Source organism: Micromonospora peucetia (assembly GCF_900091625.1).
Classification (GTDB): domain Bacteria; phylum Actinomycetota; class Actinomycetes; order Mycobacteriales; family Micromonosporaceae; genus Micromonospora; species Micromonospora peucetia.
Map to the genome: position 1 here is coordinate 2,586,349 of NZ_FMIC01000002.1, position 25,463 is coordinate 2,611,811.

Sequence of the window (25,463 nt, forward strand, 5' to 3'; positions counted from 1 at the left end):
AGAGGGAGTCAGGGTGTAGCGCATTTCACAAGCGGGATGACGGTCCAGGCGCACGGAGATTCTAATGGAATAGTGGAAGCGGTTGAGATATACCGACCACTGGATCAGGTGACCAGAGTTGTTTACGACGGCATCTCAATCTTCGGTGACCGCGCCGATGCAGTAGAGTTTGAGCTAGCGCGCCGCCTTCGTCTGGAGGTCATCAACGACGGCTCGACTGTCGTTGCGCCAGATGCGTTCCTGGCTTTTGGGAAGTCTCTATCCGAGTCGGGATACTTCGATTCAGTTGTTGTCGCTGCGCCAGGATATTATGACGATATCGCGTTGCCGCCTGAACCTGAATTTCCCGCAACTCCGCCTCGTGAATCACAACTGGAAGGGCAGGAAGGCCTCTTCTAGGGGAAGATTATATAGGGCCGCCTCCATCTGCTTTAGTGGTTTGCGAGCGTGGCGGCGGCCGCGGCGAGTGCGATCTTGCGACTGTGTCCTGTGGCGTGGATCGACGGATACTAGTCGGCACAGGAACGGCCCTCTCTCATAGCCGAGCGGCAGCGCTTCGTATCCGGCTGGTAATACGTCTGCTCCGTCCGAGTCTGTCGACATAGTTTCGCCACGTCCTGAAAAAGGATGCCCTGGGTTCGCTCTTAAGCCGGAAACCGACGCCGCTGGCTGAACGGGTGGGTTCAGCGCGCCAGGTGCCAGGTTGCCTCGCTGCGGCAATGAGGTCACGCCGAGGACATATCCGGTCGGAGGGCGTACCAGGCGGCCCCGACCGCCAGCACGGCGAAGCCGGCCAGCACGCTGGAGAGCGGCAGGTTGACCGCGAGCAGCAGGCAGCCGACCAGCCCCAGCGCGGCCAGCGCCCGCACCGGCAGCCGCCGGCCCGGATCGCGGCCCAGGGTAAGCGCGGCGGCGTTGGTGATCGCGTAGTAGACCAGCACGGTGCAGCTGGAGAAGCCGATCGCGTCGCGGATGTCGCCCAGCAGCACGATCAGCATCACCACCGCGGCCACGGCCAGCTCTGCCCGGTGCGGCACCCGGTGCACGGGGTGGACGGCGGCGAGCGCCCCCGGCAGGTCGCGGCGGCGGGCCATCGCCAGCGTGGTGCGCCCCACCCCGGCGAGCAGGGAGAGCAGGACCCCAGTCACCGCCACGGTCGCCCCGGCCCGGACCAGCCACGCCAGCCCGGGCAGCCCGGCGGCTGTCACCACGTCGGCCAGGGGCGCGGCGGAACCGGCCAGCCGGTCGGCCCCGAGCACGCCGACCGTCACCACGGCGAGCACCAGGTAGACCGCCAGCACCACGCCGAGGGCCAGCGGGACCGCGCGGGGGATGGTCCGCTGCGGGTCGCGTACCTCCTCGCCGAGGGTGGCGATCCGGGCGTACCCGGCGAAGGCGAAGAAGAGCAGCCCGGCGGCGGTGAGCACGCCCCGCCCGGAAGCGTCGAGGTCGCCGAGCCGGTCGAGCGAGACGCCGCCGCCGACCGCACCGACCACCGCGACCAGGGCCAGCACCGCGAGCACCACGCCGACCAGCACCTTCGTCGCGGTCGCGGTCCGGCCGATGCCGCGCAGGTTCACGGCGGTCACCGCCAACACCGCGCCGACCGCCACGAGCCGGACCTGCCCCGGCCAGAGGTACGCCCCGATGGTCAGCGCCATCGCCGCGCAACTCGCCGTCTTACCGACCACGAATCCCCAGCCGGCCAGGAAACCGGCGAACGGGCCGAGCCGCTCCCGCCCGTACACGTAGGTGCCGCCGGACTCGGGGTAGCGGGCGGCCAGCCGGGCCGAGCTGGTCGCGTTGCAGAAGGCGACGAAACCGGCCAGCACGAGCGCCGCCAGCAACCCGACCCCGCCGGCCGCCGCCGCAGCGGGCGCGAAGACGACGAAGACGCCCGCGCCGAGCATCGACCCCAGACCGATGACCACCGCATCTCGTACGCCCAGCCGGCGCGCCAGTTGGTCCACGCCGGGACCCTAGGGGGCGGAGATGAACGGACGGTTCCAGTCCCGCAGCGCCCCCGGCAACGGCAGGTCGTCCCAGGGCACCCGGTGCACCAGCCGGTCGAGGAGGAGCCCGAGCAGCAGCCCGGCGACCGAGTCGGTCAGCCAGTGCCAGCCGAGGTAGGTGGTGGTGCAGAGCACGACGATCGGCGGCACCACCCGGATCACGGTGACCAGCCGGGGCGGCACGGTCCGGCCGAACGTACGCAGCAGCGGGGCGAGCAGCAGCGCGATGACGCCGTACCAGAGGATCGCGTTCGCGACGTGGCCGGAGGGGTAGGACTGGGCGAAGCGGAGCGGCAGTTCGTCCTGGAACAACGGGAGGGTCTGTTCGGCGGGCAGGAAGGGTTCCTTGATGCTCGCGCTGGGCGCGGGTCGGGCGGTCCACACCTTGAGCGGGCCGATGGTGAGGTAGCTGAGGGCGAAGGCGAGTATCGGCGGCAGCACCGGGCGCACCGATCTCAGTCGTACCGCGAGCAGCACCCCGAGCCCCACGGCGATCAACGTCAGCGGGGTGCCCTGACCGAGGTAGTTGAGGATCACCGCCGTCCAGTGCGCGGCCGTGGGCCGGTGCGCCTCCGACCAGTCGGCGATCGCGCGGTCGATCCCGAAGAGCCGTTCGCCGGCGAGCGCCACGGTCAACCCGACCAGGGCGGTGAGCAGGAGTGCGTCGAACCACCAGCCGGTCGGCCGGACCGGCCGGAGCTGCGCCTTTCCCCGTACCGTCGTGGTCTCCCGCATCCCCGTCACGCTACCGGCCCCGGTCGGCGCCGGACCGGGACGGGCCGGGGACGCATGTGTGCCGAACCACGAAGGGAGGCGCGCGACGGGGGGTACCCGTCAGACTTGTCCCCGTGCGGATCACCTCGGCCCTCGTGGACCCGGCGCTGCTCGACCTTCCCTGGTCGACCCCGCTGGAGGAGTGGCCTGCGCAACACCTGGTGGCGCTGCCCCAGGGCATCTCCCGGCACATCGTCCGCTTCGTCCGGCTGGGCGGCTACGTCTACGCGGTCAAGGAGACCGGCGAGCGGGTCGCCGAGCGGGAGTACGACCTGCTGCGCGCCCTGGAGCGGATCGACTTCCCGTCGGTGGAGGCGGTGGCGATCGTCGCCGACCGGCAGACCGACGAAGGCGAACCGCTCGACCCCGTGCTGATCACCCGGCACCTACAGTTCTCGCTGCCCTACCGGGCGCTCTTCTCGAACACCCTGCGCCCGGAGACGATGGGCCGGCTGCTCGACGCGCTCGCGGCCCTGATCGTCCGGATGCACCTGACGGGTTTCTTCTGGGGCGACTGCTCGCTGTCGAACACGCTCTTCCGGCGGGACGCCGGCGCGTTCGCCGCCTACCTCGTGGACGCCGAGACCGGCGCCCTGCACCACGCCCTGTCCAACGGCCAGCGCGGCGAGGACCTGGAGATCGCCCGGGTCAACATCTTCGGCGAGGCGCTCGACCTCCAGGCCGCCGGGCTGCTGCACGAGTCGATCGACCCGGAGATGGTCTGCGAGGAGGTCGTGCAGCGGTACGAGCGGCTGTGGCACGAGATCACCTACGAGCAGCAGGTCGAGCGGGAGGCCCGGCACGACATCGAAGGCCGGATCCGTCGCCTCAACGAGCTGGGCTTCGACGTGGCCGAGGTGGCCATGTCCACGATCGACAACGGGCGCTACCTGGTCCGGCCGAAGGTGGTCGACGCCGGCTACCACACCCGGCGGCTGATCCGCCTGACCGGCCTGGACGCCGAGGAGAACCAGGCCCGCCGACTGCTCAACAACCTCGACGCCTACCGGGCCGAGAGCGACCTGACCGACGAGCAGCAGGCCGCACACCGCTGGCTCACCGAGGTCTTCGAGCCGGTGGTCCGGGCGGTGCCCGCGCACCTGCGCCGCAAGCTGGAGCCCCAGGAGCTCTTCTCGCAGATCATCGAGCACAAGTGGCTGCTCTCCGAGCGGGCCGGCCGGGACGTCGGGATGGGTCCGGCCGTGCAGTCGTTCCTCGCTGACGTGCTGGTGCACCGCCCCGACGAGCAGGCCGTGCTCGGCGTCGAGGTCCCCACCGCCGGCTGACCCCGGACGGCCCCCAACGCCACGTATCCGGCAGCGGCCGGCTGGCGGGCGGTGACGATCATTCCGCTGAAAGGCGGCGGACTGTGTCCGCGACCGCTGTCGAGCTGATGTCGTAGACGATTCAGCCTGTGCGCCCTGCGTGATGTCGTAGACGATTCAGCTCCACAGGGCGGACCCGAACCACTCCGCCCTGGGCAGCCGGTGCCCCCGCCCGCACGGCCGACCGCCGCGACGCCGCGGGTCACTCCACCCAGGAGCCGCCGCGCATCACCCGGACCACGTTCAGGTCGTCGTCGAGCACCACCAGGTCGGCCCGGAGCCCGACCTGGAGCGCGCCCAGCTGGTCGCCGAGGCCGATCGCGCGGGCCGGCGTGGTGGCCGCCATCCGGACGGCGTCCGCGATCGGGATCCCGGCGGCCACCGCGTGTCGCAGCGCGGCGTCCATGGTCAGGGTGCTGCCCGCGATGGCACCGTCGCGGGCCAGCCGGGCCACGCCGTCCGTCACCGTGACGGCCTGGCCGCCCAGGTCGTACTCGCCGTCGGCCATGCCGGTGGCGGCCATCGCGTCGGTGATCAGGGCGGCCCGCTCGGGGCCTGCCGTCGAGGTGGCGAAGGTCAGCATCCCGTCGTGCAGGTGCACGCCGTCGGCGACCAGCTCGCAGACCACGTTCGGGGCGTCCAGCAGGGCCACCACCGGGCCGGGCTCGCGGTGGTGCACCGGCCGCATCCCGTTGAACAGGTGGGTGCCGACGCTCGCGCCCGCCGCGACCGCGGCACGGGTCTCGTCGTACGTGGCGTCGGTGTGGCCGACCGCGGCGACCACCCGGTGCGCGGTGAGCAGCTTGATCGCCTCCAGCGCGCCGTCCCGCTCGGGGGCGAGGGTGACCATCCGGACCGCCCCGTCGCCCAGCTTGATCAGCTCGGCCAGCTCGTCCGTCGACGGGTCGCGCAGGAACTCGGGGTTCTGCGCGCCGCAGCGGGCGGAGGAGAGATACGGCCCCTCGAAGTGGATCCCGGCCAGCACCCCCTCGGCGACCAGCGGGGCGTACGCCTCGGTGGCCGAGCGCATGAGCGCGAAAGGCGAGCTGACCAGGCTGGCCAGCAGGGTGGTGGTGCCGTGCCGCAGGTGGAAGGCGGCGACCTGCCGGGCCTGCTCGGCGTCGCCGGTGGTGAAGGTGTGCCCGCCGCCGCCGTGCGTGTGCATGTCGACGAAGCCGGGCACGATCCAGTGCCCGTCGTGGACCGACGGGTACTCGGCCACCGCCCTGATCCGGTCCTCGTCCAGCTCGACACAGCCCTGCCGGATCACGCCGGTCGGCGTCACCACCTTGCCGTTCACCCGGTTGGCCATCACTTCTCCAGACTGTCGAGGGCGAGCAGGGCGGCGCCGAGGCAGCCGGCCTCGTCGCCGAGGGCCGCCGCGACGAGGCGCGGCTCCCGGTGGAACGTCAGCCGCTCGTGCAGCGCGGCCCGCAGCGGGTCGAACAGCAGCGTGCCGGCCCGGGCAAGCCCGCCGCCGAGCACGACGGTCTGCACGTCGTAGAGGGACTGGCCGGTGGCGAGGCCGTCGGCGAGCGCCTCGACGGCCTCCCGCCAGACGTCCGCCGCCAGTGGCTCGCCGGCCGCCGCCCGGTCGGCGACCTCGGCGGCGGACACCGGTACGCCTGCCAGCGCCGAGTAGCGCCGCCCGATCGCGGCGGCGGAGGACACCGCCTCAAGGCAGCCGGGACGGCCGCAGCCGCAGCGCGGCCCGCCGGGGCGTACCTGGATGTGGCCGATCTCGCCCGCGGCGCCGTGCGCGCCGGTGGCGGCCGTGCCGTCGACCACGTGGGCGGCGGCGATCCCGGTGCCGATCGCGACGAAGAGGACGTGCCCGCCGTCGCGGCCGGCGCCGAGCCGGGCCTCGGCCAGGCCACCGGCGCGCACGTCGTGACCGAGCGCCGTCGGCAGCCCGAGCCGCTTCCGGGCCAGCTCCCGCAGCGGTACGTCCCGGAAGCCCAGGTTCGCGGACCAGACGGCGACCCCGCGCGCCTCGTCGATCACCCCGGGCACCGCGATGCCGACCGCGACCGGGTCGAGCCCGTCGGCGCGGGCCTTGCCGGCCAGCCCCTCGGCGACTGCCAGGACGGTTTCCACCACGGCGTCCGGGCCGCGCCCGGCGTCGGTCGGGTGCCGTTCGGTGTGCAGCACGGCGCCGTCCGCCCGGACCAGGGCGCACTTCATCCCGGTGCCGCCGACGTCCAGCGCGACGACGACGTCGGTCGGCCGGTGCTCCGCGCTCACGCCAGTACCACGGAACGGGTCAGGTGCCGGGGCGCGTCGGGGTCGAGGCCCCGGCTGGTGGCGAGCGCGACGGCGAACCGCTGCGCCAGGATCAGGTCGGCCATCGGATCGACCGGCGTGCGGCCGGCCGCCCAGCTGCCCAGCACGGTGCGGCAGCCGTGGGTCCGGCTGTGCACGAACGCCGCCCCGGTCGCCGCCACGTCCGCCGGCAGCCCGTCGGGCAGCTCGCCGAAGGCCCAGACCAGCCGGCCCGGCGCGGCGATCGAGATCGGCCCGTGCCGGTAGTCCATCGCCGGGTACGCCTCGGCCCAGAAGGTGGCTGCCTCGCGGCACTTCAGCGCGGCCTCCTGGGCCAGCCCGACCGTCCAGCCGCAGCCGAGGAAGGTGACCTGCTCGATCAGGGCCGGGTCGATCGGCAGCGGGGCGCGTACGGCTACCTCGGCGTCGGCGGCGAGCACGTCGATGTTGTCGCCGAGGTGGGCGCGGAGCAGGGCGAGCGCGGTGGTCGCGAAGCGGGTCTGCACCACCGAGCGTTCGTCGGCGAAGGGCATGGTCACCGCCGCGTCGGCCAGCGCGACGGCGGGGGAGTCGGGGTCGCCGACCAGGACGGTGGTCGGCACCCGCCCGCGCAGGGCGGCGATCAGCTCGGTGACCTCGGTGGTGGTGCCGGATCGGGTGATCGCGACAAGCCGGTCGTAGCGCCGGCCGGCGGGGAACTCGGAGGCCTGGAAGGCGTCGGTCTCGCCCTGGCCGAGGTGTTCACGGCGGGCCGCGTACGCCATCGCCATGAACCACGACGTGCCGCAGCCCACGACGGCGACCCGCTCGCCGGGGCGGGGCAGGCGGTCGGCGGCGGTGGCGGCGAGTCGCGCCGCTTCCCGCCAGCAGTCGGGCTGGCTCGCGATCTCGGCGTCAACGTACGACATGAGAACTCCTACGCAGGGGAGCGGTGCGCAATACGGCTCGTTAGAGCCGCCTTTCGCGCGTTATTCTGCGCGAAAGCGGTTGGCTGTGGCAACCGGCCTCGGCATCGCGCAAGCCAGGGTTTTGCGCCCTCGTAGTTTCGCGCATTACTGTGCACGCAATCAATCACCGACCGCGCAGTAACTGGAGGGCCCGGGTGGACCGGTACGCCAGATGGAACGCCCTGCTCGAGATGCTGACCGACAACGGCCGGGTCAGCGTCGAGGAGGCCGCCGAGCGGCTGGACGTCTCTCAGGCCACCATTCGGCGCGACTTCGACCAGCTCGCCCAGCAGCAGATGATCACCCGGACCCGGGGTGGCGCGGTCGCCAACGGCGTGTCGTACGACCTGCCGCTGCGCTACAAGACCGCCAAGCACTCGGCGGAGAAGCAGCGGATCGGCGCCGCCGCCGCCGCGCTGGTCTCGCCAGGCACCGTGGTGGGCCTCAACGGCGGCACGACCAGCACCGAGGTGGCCCGGGCCCTCGCCGTCCGGCCCGACCTGAACACCAGCGCCGAGGGTGCCCAGCTCACCGTCGTCACCAACGCGCTGAACATCGCCAACGAGCTGCTGGTCCGCTCCCGGATGAAGGTCGTGGTGGCCGGCGGCGTGGTCCGCCCGAAGTCGTTCGAACTGGTCGGCCCGCTGGGTGGGGCGCTGCTGCGCGAGGTCACCCTGGACGTCGCCCTGCTCGGCGTGGACGCGATAGACCCGCAGCTCGGCGCCGCCGCCCACCACGAGGGTGAGGCGGCGATGAACAACCTCATGGTGGCCCGGGCCAAGCGGGTCGTGATCATCGCCGACTCGTCCAAGTTGGGCGGTCACGCCTTTGCCCGGATCTGCCCGGTGGACCGGGTGGAGACGCTGGTCACCGACTCCGGGGCCAACCCGGAGGTGGTGGAGGCGTTCCGCGCCGCAGGCGTCACCGTCATCTGCGCCTGAGGTGAAGGGAAGGGCACCTTCCTGACGCCTGGTGCACAGGGAGGGGTCCTTCCTGACATCCGATCGGCGTGCCGATGCATACCGGGTATTGCGGGCCGATGCATACCGCGTATGGTGTCGCGTGTCATACCGCCCATCGGGGGAGGTGCAGCTTGTCAGCTGTCCTGGAGATCGAAGGTCTCCGCAAGACGTACAAGAGTCGTCGGCGCGGCACCCGCAACGCGCTCGACGGTTTCGACATGCGGGTCGAAGAAGGGCAGGTGCACGGCTTCCTCGGCCCCAACGGGTCGGGTAAGACCACCACGCTGCGTACGCTGCTCGGGCTCATCCGGCCCGACGGCGGCCGGATGGCGGTCCTCGGGCACGAGGTGCCCGCAGCGCTGCCCGCCGTCGCCGGCCAGGTCGGCGCGATCGTGGAGAGCCCGCAGTTCTTCCCGCACTTCACGGCGCGGGACACCCTGTCGCTGCTCGCCGGCGCCGGTGACGTGCCGCAGCACCGGGTCGACGAGGTGCTGGAACTGGTCGGGCTGCGCGACCGGGCCGGCGAGCGGGTCAAGACCTACTCGCTCGGCATGAAGCAGCGACTCGCCGTCGCCTCGGCCCTGCTGAAGAACCCGAAGCTGCTGATCCTCGACGAGCCGGCCAACGGCCTCGACCCGGGCGGCATCCGGGAGATGCGCACGCTGACGCGTAACCTCGCGGAGTCGGGGATGACCGTGCTGCTCTCCAGCCACATCCTCGGCGAGATCCAGTTGATCTGCGACTCGGTCACCATCATCTCGCTCGGTCGGCGGGTGTCCTACGGGCCGGTCGAGCAGGTGCTCGCCCAGCACTCCTCCGGCGCGGTCCGGGTGCGGCTGGAAGCGGTCACCGACCTGCCGGTCGCCGCCGAGGCGCTGACCCGCGCCGGGATCCGGGTGGACGGTCAGGCCGACCACCTGATGCTCGCCGGGGTCGACAAGCCGGCCACGGTGACCCGGCTCCTCGCCGAGCAGGGCCTCTACGTCAGCGAACTCGTTCCGGTCGCCGTCGACCTGGAGAGCGTCTTCCTTGAACTGACCGCCACCGCCCCGGTACCCGGCCAGCACCGGCAGGTCGACCAGTCCACGAAGGTCGGTGGGGCGGGCCAGCCCGGTGCCACCGGAGGAGGGTGGGGCGCATGAGCCTCTACCGTACGGAGCTGCGCCGGCTCGCCAAGCGGCGCTTCACCCGATGGATGAGCCTGCTGGGCCTGTTGGTGCTGGCAGCGGTGGTGGTGGGGATCTTCGCCAGCAACGAGAAGATCGACGCCGCCGCGCTGGCGAAGGCCGAGCGCGCCGCCGAACAGCAGTGGCAGCGGGACGTCCAGCAGAACGCGCAGTACCGGGCGGAGTGCGACAAGGCGAAGGCCGCCGGTACGAGCCAGGACGGGGGCTTCCCGGAGGACTGCTCGGTCATCCAGCCGCCGCCGCGGGAGGCGATCCAGACGGACTGGTTCCTGCCCTCCACCTTCGACTTCCGGAAGAACTTCGGGTTCGCGCTGCTGCCGCTCGCGGCGATCCTGGCGTTGGTCGGGTTCGTTGTCGGTGCCTCCTTCGTCGGGGCGGAGTGGAACACCGGCGGCATGATGAACCTGCTGCTGTGGCGGCCGAAGCGGCTGACCGTACTCCTGACGAAGCTGGCGGCTCTGCTCACCGGGCTGGTCGCCCTGGCGGTGCCCACGACGGTGCTCTGGTTCGGCAGCTTCTGGCTGGTCGCCACCTTCCGCGGCAGCACGGAGAAGATGACCTCCGGGGTCTGGCAGTCCTTTGCCCTCACCGGGCTGCGCGGGTTGGTGCTCGCCCTGTTCGCCGCGACCATCGGGTTCGCGCTCGCCTCGCTGGGGCGGCACACCGCGATGGCCCTGGGCGGGGCGATCGGCGTGATGGTGGTCGGCCAGTTCGGTCTCGCCATCCTGCTGCAGATGGCGGGGGTGCGCTTCGCCGAGGCGTGGTTGCTGCCCACCTACGCCTTGGCCTGGCTGGACAAGAAGGTGACGCTGGAGGACTGGGACGCCTGCCAGGCCACCTACTTCGGCGATTGCAAACCGGACACGATGGACATCACCTGGCAGCAGTCCTCGGTGATGATGGCGGTCGGGTTCACGGTGATCCTCGGCGCGGCCCTCTGGACGATGCGCAGGCGGGACATCTCCTGACCGTGGGCGGTGCGGCCGGCGGCTCTCCCCGGCCCTCGGTCGTACCGCCGCATCCGGGTTGCCGGACCGGCGCACCGCCCCCGCGCCGGGGGCTGCCGAACCGGAGCGTCGCCCCGCGCCGGGGCCCCTTAGCCGGAGCGCCGCGGCGTGCCGTCGAACCGGAGCACGGCCCGGACGGTTTGCGGGGATTTCGCGGGGCCGGGTACGGCTTGAACCGGAGTGCACGGCCCGGGCGGTTCGGCGGCGGGCACGGCATGAACCGGAGTGGACACGTTCCGGCACCGTCGTCCGATGCGAACCGGGTCGGCCCTGGTTAGGCTGGGGGTCCCCGGTCGGGGTCCGCCCGCCAGCAGCCCCACGAGGAGCGCCATGCAGCCCGCCGACGCCGCCCCGGCCGCCACCGAGCAGCCCGCGTCGGACCGGCCCGGCGAGGTGGGCATGACCGGCGAGGTGGGCCCGGCCGGCAAGGTGGGCACGATCGGTGAGGCGCGGGACGCCGCCGGCGGCATCCCGCAACCACGCACCGGTCCGGAAGTCGGGGTGCCGGTGGTCCCGCACCCCCGCCCGGCGGCGGATCCGGACACCGCCAGGGTCCCGCCCCGCGTCGCCGATGCCCCGCCCCGCGACATTGACACCCCGACCCGGGACGCCGACGCCGACGCCGACACCGACACCGACACCGACACCGACACCGACACCGACACCGACACCGTCGCCGATGCCCCGCCCCGGGGCGCCGGTGCTTCGGCGGATGCTCACCCGGACGGCGGTCTCACCGAACGGGAGCAGGGCATCCTCGCCTTCGAGCAGCAGTGGTGGCGGCACGCCGGCGCGAAGGAACAGGCCATCCGGGACACCTTCGGCCTCTCGGCCACCCGCTACTACCAGTTGTTGAACGCGCTGCTTGACAACCCGGCTGCCCTCGCCGCCGAGCCGGTGCTGATCGGGCGGCTGCGCCGATTGCGGTCCTCCCGGGCCCGCAATCGCCGCCGCTGACCCGTAGTCCGGGACCAGCCGGGCAACGCCGAAACGGGCCTTATCGGGCAAGAGTGAACAAATAGCAGGTGCGCGCGGCTCGGTGATCGGGATCTTGGTGAGAAAAGGCCCTCAGAGGGGCCACTTCGTACCAAGATCTCGTCGCAACCGGGCCACCCACAGCCGCAACCGTCACCCACGACCGCAACCGGTACAGCCCCGCCGAGCCCTGTCGGGTCGGTCGCTCCGTTGACCGCTCGCCGCGTCCTACGACCGGTCCTGGCCCCCGACCTGTCCGTGTCCGCTCGATCTGAGCCGATGTCGCCGCAGCGGCACCGCACCAGTGGCCGGCCGCCATGCCAGGGACGCCGGGACGCCGGGACGCCGCAGCGGCACCGCACCGGTGGCCGGCCGCCATGCCCGGGACGCCGGGACGCCGGGACGGTACCGCATCGGCGGCCAGCCGCCCTGCCCGAGGCGCCGGGGCGGCATGCCGGTGACCCGGGCGGGTACGCGGCTGTCGTTCCGGGCCGCGTCTCGCGGCCGGTTCACGTTCCGGGCCGTGACCTGCGGCCCGGGGCCGACGGAGGGAGCGGGCGATGACGCAGATCAACCCGAGCCGGCCATCGGACGGTGCGACCGGCACCGCACAGCAGGCCCGGCAGGAGGCGTCCCGGGTCGGGCACCAGGCGGCCCAGGCCGGCGGACAAGTCGCGCACACCGCCGCCGAACAGGGCGGACAGGTGGCGTCGGAGGCACGCCGGCAGGCGCGCAACCTGACGGGCGAGGCCGGCACGCAGTTGCGCGACCAGGCCCGGGCACAGCAGCACCGGGCAGCCGACGGGCTGCGCGGCATCGGGCGTGAACTCGACTCGATGGCGGAGCGGAGTGCGGACTCCGGGTTGGCCGGTCAGGCGGTCCGCCGGGTGGCGGACGCCGCCCAGCAGGCGGCCGGCTGGCTCGACGAGCGCGAACCCGGGGCGGTGGCCGACGAGGTGCGGGCGTACGCGCGCCGGCACCCGGGCACCTTCCTGGCCGGCGCGGCCGTGGCCGGCGTACTGGTCGGGCGGCTCACCCGGAACCTGACCGCCTCGGGCGACGGGGCGCGGGGCGCCAGCCAGCCGTCGACCCCACAGCCGGCCGCCGCGCCGACCAGGCCAGCCGCCGCGCCCGGCATGACCGGGCCGCAGCCGTACGAGCGGACGGTCGAGGCGCCGTACCGGCCCGAGGAGGCGTACACCGGGATGGCCCGGGTGCGTAACGCCTCGCCGCCCGGCCGGCAGGGGCCGGACATCCCGGGTGGGGTGGCGCCGTGAGCGCCCCGGAGAAGGAGCGGACGCAGTCGGTCGGCGACCTGTTGGGCGACGTGACCCGGGACTTCTCCACGCTGGTCCGCAAGGAGGTCGAACTGGCCAAGGCGGAGCTGCGCGAGGAGGCGGGTCAGGCCGGCAAGGTTGGCGGCATGTTCGGCGGGGCCGCGCTGGCCGGTTTCCTGACGGTGCTGTTCGTGTCGTACGCGCTGTGGTGGGGGCTGTCCAACGTGATGGACCAGGGCTGGGCCGCGCTGATCGTGGCCGTCCTCTGGGCCGCCGTCACGGGTGTCCTGCTCGCCAACGCGCGGGCGAAGCTGGCGCAGTTGCGCTCGGTGCTGCCCCGGACGAAGCAGACCGTACGGGAGATGCCGAACGCGGTGCGAGGCCGGTGAACCAGTCGGGAGGGGAGCAGATCATGTCCAACGATCCGGACCGGATCCGGTGGGAGATCGAGAACACCCGGAACGAACTGAGCAGCGACGTCGACGCGCTGGCCGACAGGGTCAACCCGCGACGGATCGCCGGTGAGCGCGTCGGGCAGGCCCGTGGCGTGCTCACCCGGGCCAGGGAGAAGGTGATGGGCGTGCAGTCGGACGGGCACGGTGCCGGTCAGCGGATGTCGTACGCGACAGGTCAGCGGATGTCGCACGCGGCCGGATCGACGCGGGCGTTCGGGGAGCAGTCCCGGGAGCAGATGTCCCATGCCGCGGTCTCGGTGCGGGACGAGGCCCGCTCGCTCGGGCAGCAGTCCCGCCAGCAGGCACAGGGCAATCCCCTCGCCGCCGGCCTGATCGCCTTCGGCGCCGGGCTGCTGGTCTCGTCGCTGATCCCGCCCAGCCGCCCCGAACGGCAGTGGGCCGGGCAGGCCAGAGGCATGGTGGGGGAACACGCCGACCAGTTGCGCGCGCAGGCCGGGCAGCTGCGGGAGCAGGCCGGCCAGGTCGGCCACGAGATGCGCGACAACCTGCGCGGACCGGCGCAGCAGGCGGCCGAGTCGGTGCGCTCCACCGCTGCCGGGGGCGCGTCCGCCGTCCGGGAGCAGGGTCGCGCGGCGGCCCACCAGACGCAGGGGCAGGCGCATGCGGCCGCCGACGACCTCCGTCGCCGCTGAGGCGACCCGGGTGGTCGGGGCGGCGCGGACGATGCGGGTACGCTCCGCGTCCGCGCCGCCGCCCGGCCGGCCGGTCAACGAGGATCTGGTCTTCCGGTTCGGGCCGCTGGTCGGCGTGCTGGACGGCGCCAGCGTGCCGGAGGGCTTCGACACGGGGTGCGTGCACGGGACCGCCTGGTATGTCCGGCATCTCGCGGCCCGGCTCGGGCTGGCGGAGGCGATCCGCCCGACGGCGACCCTGATGAGCAACCTGGCGGCGGCGATCCTCGCGGTCCGGGCCGACCACGGCGGCGAGTGCGACCTGGACCATCCGGGCACCCCGTCGAGCACGGTCTGCCTGCTACGCGACGGCGGCGACCACCTCGACCACCTGGTGCTCTGCGACAGCCCGCTGGTGCTCGACGTCGACGGCACCGTCGACGTGGTCACCGACGACCGGCTGGACTCCGCGATGGCCGACCTGCGTGCCACGGTCGTCGCCGTCCCGGCGGGTTCCGCCGATCCGGTCGACCGGATCCGTCGGGCGGTCGGTGTGCAGCGGGAACGGATGAACCGGACGCACGGCTACTGGGTGGCGGCGGCTGACCCGGATGCGGCGTTCCACGCGGTGACCGGGACGCTGCCGCTGCACGGGGCAGGTGCGGTACGCCGGGCGGCACTGCTCAGCGACGGCGCGTCGGCTCTGGTGGAGCAGTTCGGCCTGCTCGACTGGGCGGGGCTGCTGGACGTGGCGACCGTCGAGGGGCCGGGTGCGTTGATCGACCGGGTACGCGCCGCGGAACGCGACCACCCGGACCGGCTGCGCCGGCACAAGCGTGCGGACGACGCCTCGGTGGTGTTCTGCGAGTTCGACGTGGGCACCCCGTGACCGGCCCCGCCCGTGGGTTTCGGGCCGTGGTCGGCGGTTCCAGGCCGGTCGGGGTCGGTCAGGGCACGATGGCGGATTCCGGCGGGTGGCCCTCGCGCGGCGTCTGTTGCTGTTCCAGGTAACGGCGGCGCCATTCGGTCTCCCCGGCCTCCAGTTCCCGTTCCTCGTGGAACTTCTCCTGGCGCAGCTCCTGCCGCTTGTGCCGGTAGCGGACGGTGTCGATGATTGCCACGAGCACGATGACCACCACCAGCAGGGTCAGCGCCCCGAAGGACGGTAGCGCGGTGCCCACCGGGATCAACGCGATCAGCACCACCAGCGCGAGCACCTGGAGCCGGTTGACCCGGTGCACGGTCCGGAACTGGAACCCCAGCACCGCCAGGAGATAGAGGGCCACGCCCCCGTACAACACGGCGGCGTCGAGCACGTCGATCCGCTCGTGCAACCCGACCCCGGTGGGGTCGCCGATCTCCGCCAGCACCCGCTTCAGGCCGAGGGCGAACAGGATGGTCCCGGCGATTATCGGCAGGTGCAGGTAGGTGTAGGCGTCCCGGGCGAGCGCGATCCGCGCGGGGCCGTGGACCCGGTGCAGCGCACGCTCCCCGGCGATCGCACGGCTGTCGAAGTAGATCCACCAAAGGGCGGCGATCACCGCGATGCCGAGCGCCGACGCACCGATGATCGGCCAGGTGAGTGGCAGGCCGGCCTCCAGGCCCGGGCCCAGCCCGAGGGAGATGATCGACTCACCGAGCGCGATGAGCACGATCTGGGCGTGCCGTTCCGCCCAGTGCCCCGCCGAGACGATCGTCAGCCCCTCGTTGCGGGTCCGTTGGCTCACCGCGAACGCCACGGCGACGGCCAGCACCCACAGCCCGACCCGGGCGACGGCCTCCGCGTCGCCGTCGAACAGGCGTTGCGGCACGAGCGCGGCGAGGAGCAGCAGGGAGACGGTGATGAACGGCGGTACGGCGATCGTGCGCCAGCGGGGCCGCAGCCGCGGGTCGTTGCGGAGCGCGTACCAGAAGGCCAGCAGTTGGAGGTTCCGGACCACCAGATAGCAGCCCGCGAAGACCAGGTCGCCGGGCAGCCCGGGGGGCTTGTCGGTGAACGCCTCCGGCAGCGACACCGACGCCACGAAGATCACGGCCATGGTGGTGAACCCGAACAGGGGCATGATTCCCTGGTCGGCACGCACGACATTGCCGAGCGTGGCGAGACTGGTCCAGGCGGTCCACAGCAGCGCGAGCACCAGGAGGCTACCCAACAGGCCGCCCTCGCCGAGGGTCTTCGCGGAAGCGTTTGTGACGTTGATGAACGCGAAGACGAAGACGAGGTCGTAGAAGAGTTCCAGCCGGGTGACCTTGGCCCCGGGGGCTGCCGGTGCCAGCCGATGGGTGCCCACCTGGACCTGGTCAGTGCTCACGGGCCAAGTTTCGCAGCGGCCGGGAAACCACGGCGGCGAACCGGGGGAACAGCGGAGGCTCACGCCGCGCCGCCCCGCGGCCCCCGACCGGACGGTGGTCAACAGCGGAGCGTGAGGTGGAACCTGATGCGGGCCGACCGGTCGGCACCTTCCGCCGGACCGCCAATCGGTGCCCGATGGGGTGGACTCGGGCCGGTGGTGGCGGCAGACTGCGGCACGTGGCGGGAACGGTCCGGTTGGAGCCGGTGGACGAACGGAACCTGGAGCCGTTGCTCTCCGTAGCGGCTGCCGAGGCGGAGCCGGGCGACGTGATGCCGCCGGTGGAGGCTCCGGCGGGGTGGTCGCACGCCCGGCGGGAGGCGTTCCGGGAGTTCCACCGGGCGAGCTTCGGCGGTCTTCACGGCCCGACCGGCACCCGGATGTACGCGATCCTGGCCGGCGGCGAGGTGGTCGGCGTGATCCGGATGGCCCACCGCGACGAGCCGGGCACCGTCGAGACCGGGATGTGGCTGGGGCGCTCCGCCCGGGGGCAGGGCATCGGCGCGGCCGCCCTGCGCGAGTTGCTGAACGAGGCGGCGGCGGCCGGGATGCGGCTCGTGGTCGCGGAGACCACCACCGACAATCATGGCGCCGTGTCGGTGCTGGAGAAGTGCGGCGCGAAACTTCGCGAGGACGGCGGGAAGGTGCACGCCGAGATCTGCCTCGATTCGACGCTGCCAGCTCCGTGACGCCCCGGCCGCCCGTCAGCCGCCCCGCTTCTCGGCGTACGCGGCGAGCCAGGCGACCTGGGCCGGGTCGAGGGACGGGCGGACCCGGGAGCGGGCCGTCGCCACGTGCGCGGCGGTGACCGTGGACGCGGTCAGTGACTCCCGCATCGCGGCCAGCGCCGCCTCCCGTACCAGTGCGGCGCAGTCCGCCGCCGAGAAGCCGTCCAACTCCCCGCCCAGCGCCGCGAGGTCCACCTCGGGTGCCAGCGGCACGTTCCGCGACGAGGCGCGCAGGATCTCCGCCCGCGCCGGCCCGTTCGGCGGCGGCACGTACACCAGCCGTTCCAGCCGCCCCGGGCGCAGCAGGGCCGGGTCCACCAGGTCGGGACGGTTCGTCGCGCCGACCACCACCACGTTGCGCAGCGCCTCCACCCCGTCCAGTTCGGTCAGCAGCGCGGCCACCACCCGGTCGGTGGTGCCGCCGTCGCTGGCCTGGCCGCGTACCGGGGCGAGCGCGTCCACCTCGTCCAGGAAGATCAGGGTGGGCGCGGCCTCCCGGGCCCGGCGGAACAGTTCGCGGACGGCGCGCTCGCTCTCACCCACCCACTTCGACAGCAGCTCCGCGCCCTTCACCGAGAGCACGTTCGCCCGCCCCGAGCCGGCCAGCGCCGTGACCAGGTAGGTCTTGCCGCAGCCCGGCGGGCCGTAGAGGAGAACACCGCGCGGCGGCTGCACACCGAGCCGGGCGAAGGTGTCCGGGTAGGTCAACGGCCAGAGCACCGACTCGGTAAGCGTCTCCTTGACCTCCGTCAGGTCGCCCACGTCGTCCAGCGTCACCGAGGCCAGCTCCAGGGTGGATGCGGCCATGGTGGTGGGGCGGACCACCTCCCGGGCGGCGGTGAAGTCGGCCATCGCCACCGTCGGCGTCTCGGCCGACTTCTGCCGCAGCGCCGCGCGCACCCCGGCCTCGCGGACCAGCGCGGCCAGGTCGGCGGCGACGAAGCCGGGGGTACGCCCGGCGACCTCGTCGAGCCGCACGTCGTCGGCGAGCGGAACCTGCCGGGTCAGCACCGTCAACTGTTCCCGGCGCAGGGCCGCGTCCGGCAGCGGGACGCTGATCCGCAGCGAGAGCAGGTCCGGGGCGCGCAGCGCGGGGTCGACGGCCTCGGGCCGGCCGGTGGTGCAGACGACCGCCGCCCCCGCCCGTACGGTCTCGGCGACCACCTGCCGGAACACGGTGGCCACCGGCCCCGGCCCGTCCGCCGGGGCGAGCGCCTCCACGTCGGCGACCAGCAGCACCCCGGGGCCGCCCGCGCGCGCCTCGGCCGCGGCGGCGCGCAGCCGGTCGGCGGCGGCCTGGTTGGTCAGGGCGGCCACCTCGGGGGCCCAGAGCGGGCTGACCCGGGCCCCGACCCGGGCGGCCACGGCGCGCACCAGCGCCGCCTTGCCGGACCCGGCCGGCCCGGCGATCAGTACGCCCAGCGAGACGGTGGTGCCCAGCCGGCCGAGCACCTCCCGGTGGTGGAAGCCGAGGTCGAGCAGTTCGGTGAGCTCTTCGGCCTGCGTCCGCAGCCCGGGCAGCTCGTCCACCGACGGCGTGGCCCCCGACTCGGCCGGCCCCGCCCCGGTGCCGTTGCTCCGGGCCGCCCGGCCCACGGCGTCCACGTCGGCGGGCGGGCCGTCGGGGCGCAGGTCGGCCGCACCGGTGCCTCCGGGGCGCAGCCCACCGGCGGCGCTCCCGCCGCCGGCCGGGCGGATGCGGCCGGGCCCGGGCCCGATGCCCGGGCCGGTGGTGCCGGCGGAGCCGTGGGTCGCCTGGCCGTGCTCCCAGCCGACCACGGTGTCCATCGTGACCAGCGAACCGGTGTCGGGCTCGGCGGCGACCACGGTGAGCAGGGTGCTGGTCCAGGCGTACCCGACGCGGTTGGAGAGGCTGCGCCGGGCGGCTTCCACCAGGCTGCGCACCGAGGCGTCCGGCAGCACGTCCTGCGGCAGCAGCGACACGTCGTCCCCGGCCGTCACCACCTTGCCCAGCAGGGCCAGCCGGAGCATCTCGGGGGATACCACGGCGGCGATCTGCGCCGGCCCGGCGAGGAGCACCCGGCTGGCCGGCGTGACCGGCAGGCGGCTCACCGTCACCTGGCCGCCGTCGCGGATCCCGAGGTTGCCCAGCATCAGGTCGTCCGCGTAGACCAGCGCGGCGCTCGCGGTCGGCTCGGCCGGCACGACGATGCCGGCGGTGACCCGCCGGCCTGCCAGCCGCACCGGGTCGCCGGGACGCAGCGCCAGCGCGGTGAGCACCTCCGGGTGCAGCCGGACGATGCCCCGTCGGGCGTCCAGGGCCGCCGGCCGCAGGCTCGCGGTCAGGGTCAGGTCGGGTTCCGCCACCGCCCGACCCTAGCCGCCCTGGTCACGCCGCGCCCGACCCCGGTGCGTTCCGTGCTCTGTCGGACGGGTCACCGGCACCGAGCAGGGAAGGGTCGCGGCGGATCAGTTCGGCCAGCCGCGCTGCCGGGTCGGGGGTCAGCCTCTCCCGGGTCGGTGTCCACGCCGGCACCGTCTTGACCGACATAGGCCAGGCCGGCGGTGGCGCGGCGGCCTCCACGTCGACCGTCACGCCCGAGTCGGTCCAGACGACCCGCAGCGGGTACGCCTGCCCGTCGTGCTCGACGCGGATGCTGACCGCCGTGCCGGGATGGCCGGCCACCACCCGACGGACGGCCTCGGCGACCTCCGCCACCGGGTCACGGGGTTCCGCGCCCCGCCGGGTGTCGGCCCAGCCGGGGCCGGCGTTGCGTCCCTCGCCCCGGGTCTCGGTGCGCCCCGGGTCGGATCCGCCCTGCGCCTCCGCCGACGTGACGGCCTCCCCGCCCGCCGCCTCCGCCTCGGCTGCCCGACGGCGCAGCGCCTCCTCGCGGCGGGCCATCCGGGCCAGTGTCTCGTCCAGTCCACCTCTCATCACGACCACCCCTTCTCGTGAAACGGGTCGAACCGCCGGAGCGGTTCAGGACTTCCTCTCCCGGGTGGCCCGATCGAGTGCGCGGTCCAGGACGACCAGCAGGGCGTCCCGCACCGAGAGCCGGTCCCGGGCGTCGAACTGCACCAGGGGCACGTGGTCGCCGATGGCGAGCGCCCACCGGATCGCGTCGAGGTCGTGTGCCAGCCGCCCGTCGAAGGCGTTCACCCCGACCACGAAGGGCAGACCGGCCCGCTCGAAGAAGTCGATCGCCGGATAGCAGTCGTCCAGTCGGGCGCTGTCCACCACGACGAGCGCGCCGAGCGCCCCGAGGGCCAGGTCGTCCCACATGAAGCCGAACCGGGCCTGCCCGGGCGTCCCGAACAGGTACAGCTTCAGGCTGCGGTCGATGGTGACGCAGCCGAAGTCCATCGCCACCGTGGTGGTGGTCTTCGCGGAACGGATGCCCGGGTCGTCGACGCCGATCCCGGCGGTGGTCATCTCCGCCTCGGTGGTCAGCGGGGCGATCTCGGAGATCGCGCCGACCGTGGTGGTCTTGCCGACCCCGAAGCCGCCGGCGATGAGAATCTTGACCGGGATCGGCGGCGCGGCGGCCGGCGCGGGGCGGGGCACCGCGGCCACTCCGGTGGCCGGCAGCCGGTGCGGTGGTGGGGCTGACGCGGCGGGCTGCGGCCCCGTCGGGGAGCCGTACCGGGCGGCGGCGTTGTTGGCGGCGATCCCGCCCAGCGGGGCGACCGGCCATTCAGGAGATCGCACGGAGTCCATCAATCACTCGCAGGATGAGGTTGGGGTCGAGGGCGTCGGCGTGGTCGTGCACGTCCAGGTGACCTGCGGCGCGGAGGTCGCCGACCAGCACCCGGGTCACGCCGAAGTGCAACCGGGTCCGGGCGGAGATCTCGGCGACCGAGATCGGCTCACCGCAGAGCGAGACGATTGCCTGCAACTCGGGCGCCAGCCAGGTGAGCGGCGCCGCCCGGTCGGTCGCCGGCCGGGCGGTCACCTGCGTCTCCAGCCCGATCGCCGGGTCGGCGCCGGCCACCCGCCCGGCGGTGAGCACGAACGGGCGCGGGCCGGCCGGCCCGTCCTCGGGCGCCGGTGCGGCCGTGGTCGCCGGCAGGCCGGGCCGGGCGTCGTACGGGGACGACGCGTGCAGGTAGGGCCGGATCCGGATGGTGGGCTCCGGATCCGGTTCCCCGCCGGCGACCTCGCGGGTCATTGCTGAACGGCGTTCTTCAGCTCGGCGATCAGTTTCGGGGTGAGGGCGCCACCGGCCCGCCCGGCGAAGAGCGTCATCTCGTAGGCGACGGTGCCGAGGTTCGCCGACCGGTCGGCGACCACCCCGAGCACTGAGCCGCTGCTGATCGCGCTGATCAACAGGTAGCCCTCGGCCATGTCCACGATCACCCGGTTCAGCCCGCCGAGGGCGTACCAGCTGGCGGCGCCGCCGGCGAGGCTCGTCATGCCGGAGACCACTGCGGCGAGCCGTTCCGCGTTGGACCGGTCCTTGATCGCCGACATGGCCATCAGCAGCCCGTCCGACGAGACGGCGATCGCCTCCACCACGCCGGCGGTGCTGGAGGTGAAGGAGTCCAGCAACCAGTTGAAGGTACGCGCCTCCGGGCTCAGCTCACCGGCGTCCGGATGCTGGTGGTCGACGTTGTCGTGCAGGAAGGGGCTGGTCACCGTGATGTTTCCTCTTCGTAGCGGCGGTCTTGACTGACTTCACGCAGGGCGCGGGCCACGCCCGCCTCGAACTCGGTGAGGAGGTCGCGGACCTTGTCCGGGTCTCCCGGCGACGGGCTGTCGGGCTGACGGGCCGGGGCGACGGTGAGGTTCGCCCCGGGCACCCGCCGGGTCAGCAGCGTCGGCGCCGTGCGGCCCGGCGGCCGATCCAGTTCGGCCCGGCGTACGCCGGACTCGACCGCTTCGACGAGGGCCCGGGCGGCGGCCGGGTCCGTGCCGGTGACCTCCGCCGGCCTGACCGCTGGCGGCCTGCCCGGGCGCAGGGTGGCCCCCGGCACCCGCTGCCGGATGCCCGCCGGGGCGGAATTGGCCGGTCCGGCGGAGCCGGGGGGCGCGGAACCCGCCGGTGCCTCCGGCGCGGCCTCGGCCAGCTCGCCACCGGCGCCGAACGCGTCCCAGGGAGCGCCGGACTCCAGGCTGCGGGTGGCCCGGCTCAGCAGTGCCGCGTCGAACCCGGACGGCGGGGTGTCCGGCGCGGCCCCGACCGCCGTGCGGGGCCGGTCGGCGGCCTGCGCGTCGGCGGGGGAGCGCCGGTCCCGGGCGGGTACGGCGGCCCGGGCCACGGTCACCCCGGCCCGCTCGGCGCGGTGGATAACCAGCGACGTCTCCGGGACGTCCAGGTGCGCGGTCACCCCGCCGCCGGTGGTCGGCGCCAGCCGCACCGCCCAGCCGTGCCGACGGGCCAGCCGGCCCACCACGAAGAGCCCCAGCACCTCGGTCGGCGCGAGATCGAGGCGCTCCCGCCGGGTCAGCCGGGCGTTCTCCTCCGCCAGCCGCTCCTGGGTGATGCCGATGCCCCGGTCCACCACGGTCAGCCGCGCCCCGGACCCGGTCGGCTCGCCGCCCACGGTGACCCGGGTGTGCGGCGGGGAGAAGACGGTCGCGTTCTCCATCAGCTCGGCCAGCGCCAGGACGAGGTCGCCGACGGTGCCGGGTGCCACCGACACGCCGGGCGGGACCTGCACGTCGACCCGGGTGTAGTCCTCGATCTCGCCGAGCGCCAGCCGGACCACGTCGCCGAGCGGCACCGGCGCCACGTGCGGGTCCGCGCCGGCCGCGCCGGAGAGCACCACCAGGCTGCCGGCGTTGCGGCGCAGCCGGCTGGAGATGTGGTCGAGCCGATACAGGTGTTCCAGCCGGCCGGGTTCGGTCTCCTGCCGCTCCAGCCGGTCGATCAGCGCGATCTGCCGGCCGACGAGGTTCTGCGTACGGCGTCCGACGTGGCCGAACATCTGCGCCACGTTGCGCCTGCCGGCGACCTGCCGTTCGACGAGCCGGGCGGCGGTGCTCTGCACCCGGTCGAACGCGCGGGCCAGGTCGCCGATCTCGTCGCGGGCCCGCACGTCGACCGGGTCGAGGCGCATCGGCGTGCTGCCCTCGGCCTCGTCGTCGGCGACCCGGGTCAGCTCCGCCTCGGCGACCCGGGCGACCCGGTCGGCCGAGCGGGTGAGCCGGGTCAGCGGTCGGGTCACCGTCCGGGCGACGGCCGCGCTGAGCAGCACCACCATGGCGAGGATCAGGGCGGCGAGCCCACCGACCAGGTACGCCTCGGTGAGCGCCCGGCGCTGCTGTGTGGTCACCTCGGCGAGGACGTCGGCGACGAGTTTCTTCTCGATGAACTGCCCGAAGGTGATCATCGAGAGGACCGACGGGAAGAGCGCGTCCAGCGGGATGCTCCTGGTCGCGCCGGCCGGGTCCAGTGCGCTCCTGCTGAGGAACTCGGCGCTGGTCCGGGCGGCCACCGCCGCGTCGTTGAGCGCCACCAGCTTCAACTGCTCGGGCGTGAGGAGATCACGGAACCGCCGGTTGTCCGCCCGGAGCCCGGCCATGCAGGCGACGTACGAGGTGGCCACCTGGGGGGAGTTGGTCGCCTTGACCAGCACGATCAGGGTGGCGCAGGCGCCCATCGCCTCGTCGACGCGGAGCAGCCCGTCCAGGGCCAGCACCTGCCGCCCGGCGGCCGTGTCGGTGTCCACCCCGAACGGCAGCCGCAGCGAGTCGATCAGCCTCGTGCTCACCGGTCCGTACGCGGCCATGATCTGGTCCGGGGTGGCGGTCCCGGCGAGCACCGCGGCCCGTAGGCCGGTCAGCCCGCGTACGCCGCTCAGGGCCTCGGTGACCTGCGGCAGCAGCAGGTCGCCCAGGGTGGCCCGCAGGTCGGCGACCCGGTCGTCCACGCTGGCCGTCCGCTGCATCAGCTCCGTCCGGGTGACCCGGCCGAGCAGCAGGCCGACGGAGAGGACCCGCTCCTGTTGCAGGTCCTGCACGAGGCTGCCGATCCGGCTGGCGACGCGGACCCGGTCGGCGGTGCCGTCGGCCCGTTGGGCGGCGGCCACCCGGTCGAGCACCGCCGGCACGGCCAGCCCCACCACGGTGAGCAGCGGGATGACGACGAGCAGCGCGAGCTTGCCCCGGATCCGGAGTCTAGCGAGCAGCATCGAAGGGCCCCCACTGCGCGGTCCCGGGCTCGCCGCCCGACCTGACCGGCTGGAGCTGGCGTGGCTCCGCGCCCCCGGCAGCGCCCGGCTGCCACGACGTGTTCTCCGGCGCGGCGGCGGCCCGCTGCTGCTGGTCGCCGTTGCTCTGCCCCTGGCCGTCGTCCCGGCCGGGTCGGGTCTCCGCCGCGCGCCGCCGGGCCCGGCGGACGGCGGCGAGCCACACCGCGCCGAGTGCCGCCCACAGCAGGGCGGCCAGCACCCCGGCCGCCACCGTCAGCCAGCGGTCCCGGGCGAGGGCGTCGACGCGTTCGGCGAGCAGGGCGTCGAGTTCACCGAGGATGACGGGCTGGAGTTGCCCGGCGGCGGACTGCGCGTTGAGTCGGGCGCCGACGAGCTGCGCCTGGTTCACCACCGCGCTGCGGTCGCCCGGCGCGGAGTGGGCCGCGAGCGCCTCGACGGCGCGTTGGTAGGCGTCGAGCGGGGTCAGCACGCTCGGGCCGAGGTCGGCGCTCTCCGAGCTGTCCACCGCGGCCCGCAGGTCGGTGGCCAGGTCGCCGGCCGGGGTGAGGGCGGCCATCCGGAGGGCGGCGAGCTCGCCCGTGGTGCGGTTCCGGTCGGCGGCGGGTCGGCGGTCGGCGAGCAGGGCCAGGTCGACGAGCCGTCCGGCCGCCACCACCGCCTCGGGCAGCTCCTCGCCGACGCCGTCCTGGAGGAAGAAGGAGTCCGACCGGGGGTCGCGGACCAGCCCGGAGGTCTCCCGGATCTTGCGGTACAGCGCCAACAGCAGGTCGGTGGCCTCGCCGTACGCGGCGAAGGCGTCCTCCGGGTCAGCCGGACCCCGGGCGCCCAGCGCCTCGATCCTGGCCCGCAGGCCGGCCCAGCGTTCCTGGCTGCGCAGCTCGTCGCCGATTCGCGCGTCGACCGAGGCGGCGGCCTCGACCGCGCGGGTCAGCGCCTCGCCGGAGGCGGGTCGGCCGGCGACGGCGGCGGACTGGGCGTTCACCAGGGCGTCGGTGACCGGGGCGAGGGCGCGCAGGTATTCCACGCCGAGCCGTTCCCGGCTGGCCAGGTCCCGGTCGTCGGCGGTGAGCCGCCAGGCCTGGACGAACAGCAGGGTCATCGGCGCGAGCAGGGCGACGAGGAGCAGCAGCGGCAGTACGCGGCCCACCGCGAGGGGCCGCCGGCGGGCCGGTGGCGCGGGGACTGTCATGTCTGTCTCCTCCGGCGGGCGCACGGGATCGGCGGGGGTGTCGGGGGTCGACGGTGAAGTCCTGTGCACCGGACCGGAAAACTAGTCGACCGGCACGGAGCTGTTTGGCTCGTCGGGCAGTCAGCTTTGCGTCATGAAGCCCGATGTAACCGCGACGTGATCAATTTGGCACGCTGCGTACCGACCCGGAGATGGACATGGATGGATCGGAGTGGATTTCTGCGGAACATCGGAATTCACGTGATCCGAATTCCTCTTTCT

Annotated in this window: 24 protein-coding genes; 11 read left to right on the forward strand and 13 right to left on the reverse strand. The window is 73.7% G+C overall.

The window, feature by feature from the left end:
* Positions 1-72 precede the first annotated feature (72 nt).
* Positions 73-399 (forward strand): hypothetical protein, encoded by a 327-nt coding sequence (locus tag GA0070608_RS31980; protein ID WP_141719458.1) that lies wholly within the window; start codon positions 73-75, stop codon positions 397-399.
* 326 nt (positions 400-725) lie between these two features.
* Here the strand turns inward: GA0070608_RS31980 and GA0070608_RS12080 are convergent, their stop codons facing one another.
* Positions 726-1,970, reverse strand: coding sequence for an APC family permease (locus GA0070608_RS12080; protein WP_091626890.1), 1,245 nt, complete (start codon positions 1,968-1,970; stop codon positions 726-728).
* A 9-nt stretch (positions 1,971-1,979) separates the two neighbouring features.
* Positions 1,980-2,747 carry a phosphatase PAP2 family protein gene (locus GA0070608_RS12085; protein WP_091626893.1) on the reverse strand — a complete coding sequence of 256 codons (768 nt, stop codon included), beginning with the start codon at positions 2,745-2,747 and terminating at the stop codon, positions 1,980-1,982.
* 113 nt (positions 2,748-2,860) lie between these two features.
* Between GA0070608_RS12085 and GA0070608_RS12090 the strand changes: the two genes are divergently transcribed.
* Positions 2,861-4,072 (forward strand): DUF4032 domain-containing protein, encoded by a 1,212-nt coding sequence (locus GA0070608_RS12090; protein ID WP_091626896.1) that lies wholly within the window; start codon positions 2,861-2,863, stop codon positions 4,070-4,072.
* A 241-nt stretch (positions 4,073-4,313) separates the two neighbouring features.
* Here the strand turns inward: GA0070608_RS12090 and nagA are convergent, their stop codons facing one another.
* Genes nagA through GA0070608_RS12105 form a run of 3 tightly spaced genes read right to left on the reverse strand, consistent with a single transcriptional unit; the run spans position 4,314 to position 7,281 of the window.
* Positions 4,314-5,423 carry an N-acetylglucosamine-6-phosphate deacetylase gene (gene nagA, locus GA0070608_RS12095; protein WP_091626898.1) on the reverse strand — a complete coding sequence of 370 codons (1,110 nt, stop codon included), beginning with the start codon at positions 5,421-5,423 and terminating at the stop codon, positions 4,314-4,316.
* Entirely contained in the window at positions 5,423-6,355 is a 933-nt protein-coding gene (locus GA0070608_RS12100; RefSeq protein ID WP_266319959.1) for an ROK family protein, read from the reverse strand. Before GA0070608_RS12100 ends, nagA begins: the two co-directional genes overlap by 1 nt.
* Positions 6,352-7,281: an SIS domain-containing protein gene (locus GA0070608_RS12105; protein ID WP_091626902.1), complete on the reverse strand. Its 930-nt coding sequence runs from the start codon at positions 7,279-7,281 to the stop codon at positions 6,352-6,354. Before GA0070608_RS12105 ends, GA0070608_RS12100 begins: the two co-directional genes overlap by 4 nt.
* 194 nt (positions 7,282-7,475) lie before the next feature.
* Here GA0070608_RS12105 and GA0070608_RS12110 point away from each other — a divergent pair, with 194 nt between their 5' ends.
* The 8 genes from GA0070608_RS12110 to GA0070608_RS12150 all read left to right on the forward strand — a co-directional run bounded on the left by GA0070608_RS12110 (position 7,476) and on the right by GA0070608_RS12150 (position 14,704).
* Positions 7,476-8,261, forward strand: coding sequence for a DeoR/GlpR family DNA-binding transcription regulator (locus GA0070608_RS12110; protein ID WP_091626905.1), 786 nt, complete (start codon positions 7,476-7,478; stop codon positions 8,259-8,261).
* A 152-nt stretch (positions 8,262-8,413) separates the two neighbouring features.
* Entirely contained in the window at positions 8,414-9,424 is a 1,011-nt protein-coding gene (locus GA0070608_RS12115; protein WP_091626909.1) for an ATP-binding cassette domain-containing protein, read from the forward strand.
* Positions 9,421-10,437, forward strand: a complete 1,017-nt coding sequence (locus GA0070608_RS12120) for an ABC transporter permease subunit (protein WP_091626913.1) — start codon at positions 9,421-9,423, stop codon at positions 10,435-10,437. The genes GA0070608_RS12115 and GA0070608_RS12120 overlap by 4 nt, the downstream gene beginning before the upstream one ends.
* 438 nt (positions 10,438-10,875) lie before the next feature.
* The gene (locus GA0070608_RS12125) at positions 10,876-11,433 is read left to right on the forward strand and encodes a DUF3263 domain-containing protein (protein ID WP_091634925.1); all 558 of its coding nucleotides are present in this window, start codon (positions 10,876-10,878) and stop codon (positions 11,431-11,433) included.
* A 578-nt stretch (positions 11,434-12,011) separates the two neighbouring features.
* Complete coding sequence (locus GA0070608_RS12135) at positions 12,012-12,728, forward strand: hypothetical protein (RefSeq protein ID WP_091626919.1); 717 nt, start codon at positions 12,012-12,014, stop codon at positions 12,726-12,728.
* Positions 12,725-13,117: a phage holin family protein gene (locus tag GA0070608_RS12140; protein ID WP_091626923.1), complete on the forward strand. Its 393-nt coding sequence runs from the start codon at positions 12,725-12,727 to the stop codon at positions 13,115-13,117. The genes GA0070608_RS12135 and GA0070608_RS12140 overlap by 4 nt, the downstream gene beginning before the upstream one ends.
* Before the next feature lie 23 nt (positions 13,118-13,140).
* Entirely contained in the window at positions 13,141-13,836 is a 696-nt protein-coding gene (locus tag GA0070608_RS12145) for a DUF3618 domain-containing protein (protein ID WP_091634929.1), read from the forward strand.
* Positions 13,805-14,704, forward strand: a complete 900-nt coding sequence (locus tag GA0070608_RS12150; RefSeq protein ID WP_091626928.1) for a hypothetical protein — start codon at positions 13,805-13,807, stop codon at positions 14,702-14,704. The genes GA0070608_RS12145 and GA0070608_RS12150 overlap by 32 nt, the downstream gene beginning before the upstream one ends.
* 58 nt (positions 14,705-14,762) lie before the next feature.
* Here GA0070608_RS12150 and GA0070608_RS12155 read toward each other — a convergent pair whose 3' ends face one another.
* Entirely contained in the window at positions 14,763-16,127 is a 1,365-nt protein-coding gene (locus GA0070608_RS12155) for a low temperature requirement protein A (protein ID WP_176733704.1), read from the reverse strand.
* A gap of 218 nt (positions 16,128-16,345) precedes the next feature.
* On the opposite strand from GA0070608_RS12155, the gene GA0070608_RS12160 reads away from it, so the two are divergent.
* Positions 16,346-16,855, forward strand: coding sequence for a GNAT family N-acetyltransferase (locus GA0070608_RS12160; protein ID WP_091626935.1), 510 nt, complete (start codon positions 16,346-16,348; stop codon positions 16,853-16,855).
* 15 nt (positions 16,856-16,870) lie between these two features.
* Here GA0070608_RS12160 and GA0070608_RS12165 read toward each other — a convergent pair whose 3' ends face one another.
* From GA0070608_RS12165 to GA0070608_RS12195, 7 genes are read right to left on the reverse strand one after another with little or no spacing between them, the layout of a single operon-like run.
* A complete protein-coding gene (locus GA0070608_RS12165) occupies positions 16,871-19,222 on the reverse strand; it encodes an AAA family ATPase (RefSeq protein WP_091626939.1) in 2,352 nt (783 codons plus the stop codon).
* Between the two features lie 22 nt (positions 19,223-19,244).
* A complete protein-coding gene (locus tag GA0070608_RS12170; protein WP_091634932.1) occupies positions 19,245-19,793 on the reverse strand; it encodes a hypothetical protein in 549 nt (182 codons plus the stop codon).
* A gap of 45 nt (positions 19,794-19,838) precedes the next feature.
* Positions 19,839-20,576: a GTP-binding protein gene (locus GA0070608_RS12175; RefSeq protein WP_091626942.1), complete on the reverse strand. Its 738-nt coding sequence runs from the start codon at positions 20,574-20,576 to the stop codon at positions 19,839-19,841.
* Positions 20,554-21,027 (reverse strand): DUF742 domain-containing protein, encoded by a 474-nt coding sequence (locus GA0070608_RS12180; RefSeq protein WP_091626946.1) that lies wholly within the window; start codon positions 21,025-21,027, stop codon positions 20,554-20,556. Before GA0070608_RS12180 ends, GA0070608_RS12175 begins: the two co-directional genes overlap by 23 nt.
* Positions 21,024-21,494 (reverse strand): roadblock/LC7 domain-containing protein, encoded by a 471-nt coding sequence (locus GA0070608_RS12185; RefSeq protein WP_091626950.1) that lies wholly within the window; start codon positions 21,492-21,494, stop codon positions 21,024-21,026. Before GA0070608_RS12185 ends, GA0070608_RS12180 begins: the two co-directional genes overlap by 4 nt.
* Positions 21,491-23,992: a sensor histidine kinase gene (locus GA0070608_RS12190; RefSeq protein ID WP_091626954.1), complete on the reverse strand. Its 2,502-nt coding sequence runs from the start codon at positions 23,990-23,992 to the stop codon at positions 21,491-21,493. The genes GA0070608_RS12185 and GA0070608_RS12190 overlap by 4 nt, the downstream gene beginning before the upstream one ends.
* Positions 23,979-25,202: a hypothetical protein gene (locus GA0070608_RS12195; protein ID WP_091626957.1), complete on the reverse strand. Its 1,224-nt coding sequence runs from the start codon at positions 25,200-25,202 to the stop codon at positions 23,979-23,981. Before GA0070608_RS12195 ends, GA0070608_RS12190 begins: the two co-directional genes overlap by 14 nt.
* Between the last annotated feature and the right edge of the window lie 261 nt (positions 25,203-25,463).

What these genes read in the sequence shown, in the direction of transcription:
- GA0070608_RS12150 (WP_091626928.1), top strand. Translation starts at nt 13,805, where the DNA reads ATGCGGCCGCCGACGACCTCCGTCGCCGCTGAGGCGACCCGGGTGGTC.
- GA0070608_RS12085 (WP_091626893.1), bottom strand. Translation starts at nt 2,747, where the DNA reads ATGCGGGAGACCACGACGGTACGGGGAAAGGCGCAGCTCCGGCCGGTC.
- GA0070608_RS12170 (WP_091634932.1), bottom strand. Translation starts at nt 19,793, where the DNA reads ATGAGAGGTGGACTGGACGAGACACTGGCCCGGATGGCCCGCCGCGAG.
- nagA (WP_091626898.1), bottom strand. Translation starts at nt 5,423, where the DNA reads ATGGCCAACCGGGTGAACGGCAAGGTGGTGACGCCGACCGGCGTGATC.
- GA0070608_RS12145 (WP_091634929.1), top strand. Translation starts at nt 13,141, where the DNA reads ATGTCCAACGATCCGGACCGGATCCGGTGGGAGATCGAGAACACCCGG.
- GA0070608_RS12135 (WP_091626919.1), top strand. Translation starts at nt 12,012, where the DNA reads ATGACGCAGATCAACCCGAGCCGGCCATCGGACGGTGCGACCGGCACC.
- GA0070608_RS12120 (WP_091626913.1), top strand. Translation starts at nt 9,421, where the DNA reads ATGAGCCTCTACCGTACGGAGCTGCGCCGGCTCGCCAAGCGGCGCTTC.
- GA0070608_RS12180 (WP_091626946.1), bottom strand. Translation starts at nt 21,027, where the DNA reads ATGACCCGCGAGGTCGCCGGCGGGGAACCGGATCCGGAGCCCACCATC.
- GA0070608_RS12125 (WP_091634925.1), top strand. Translation starts at nt 10,876, where the DNA reads ATGACCGGCGAGGTGGGCCCGGCCGGCAAGGTGGGCACGATCGGTGAG.
- GA0070608_RS12195 (WP_091626957.1), bottom strand. Translation starts at nt 25,202, where the DNA reads ATGACAGTCCCCGCGCCACCGGCCCGCCGGCGGCCCCTCGCGGTGGGC.
- GA0070608_RS12190 (WP_091626954.1), bottom strand. Translation starts at nt 23,992, where the DNA reads ATGCTGCTCGCTAGACTCCGGATCCGGGGCAAGCTCGCGCTGCTCGTC.
- GA0070608_RS12175 (WP_091626942.1), bottom strand. Translation starts at nt 20,576, where the DNA reads ATGGACTCCGTGCGATCTCCTGAATGGCCGGTCGCCCCGCTGGGCGGG.
- GA0070608_RS12105 (WP_091626902.1), bottom strand. Translation starts at nt 7,281, where the DNA reads ATGTCGTACGTTGACGCCGAGATCGCGAGCCAGCCCGACTGCTGGCGG.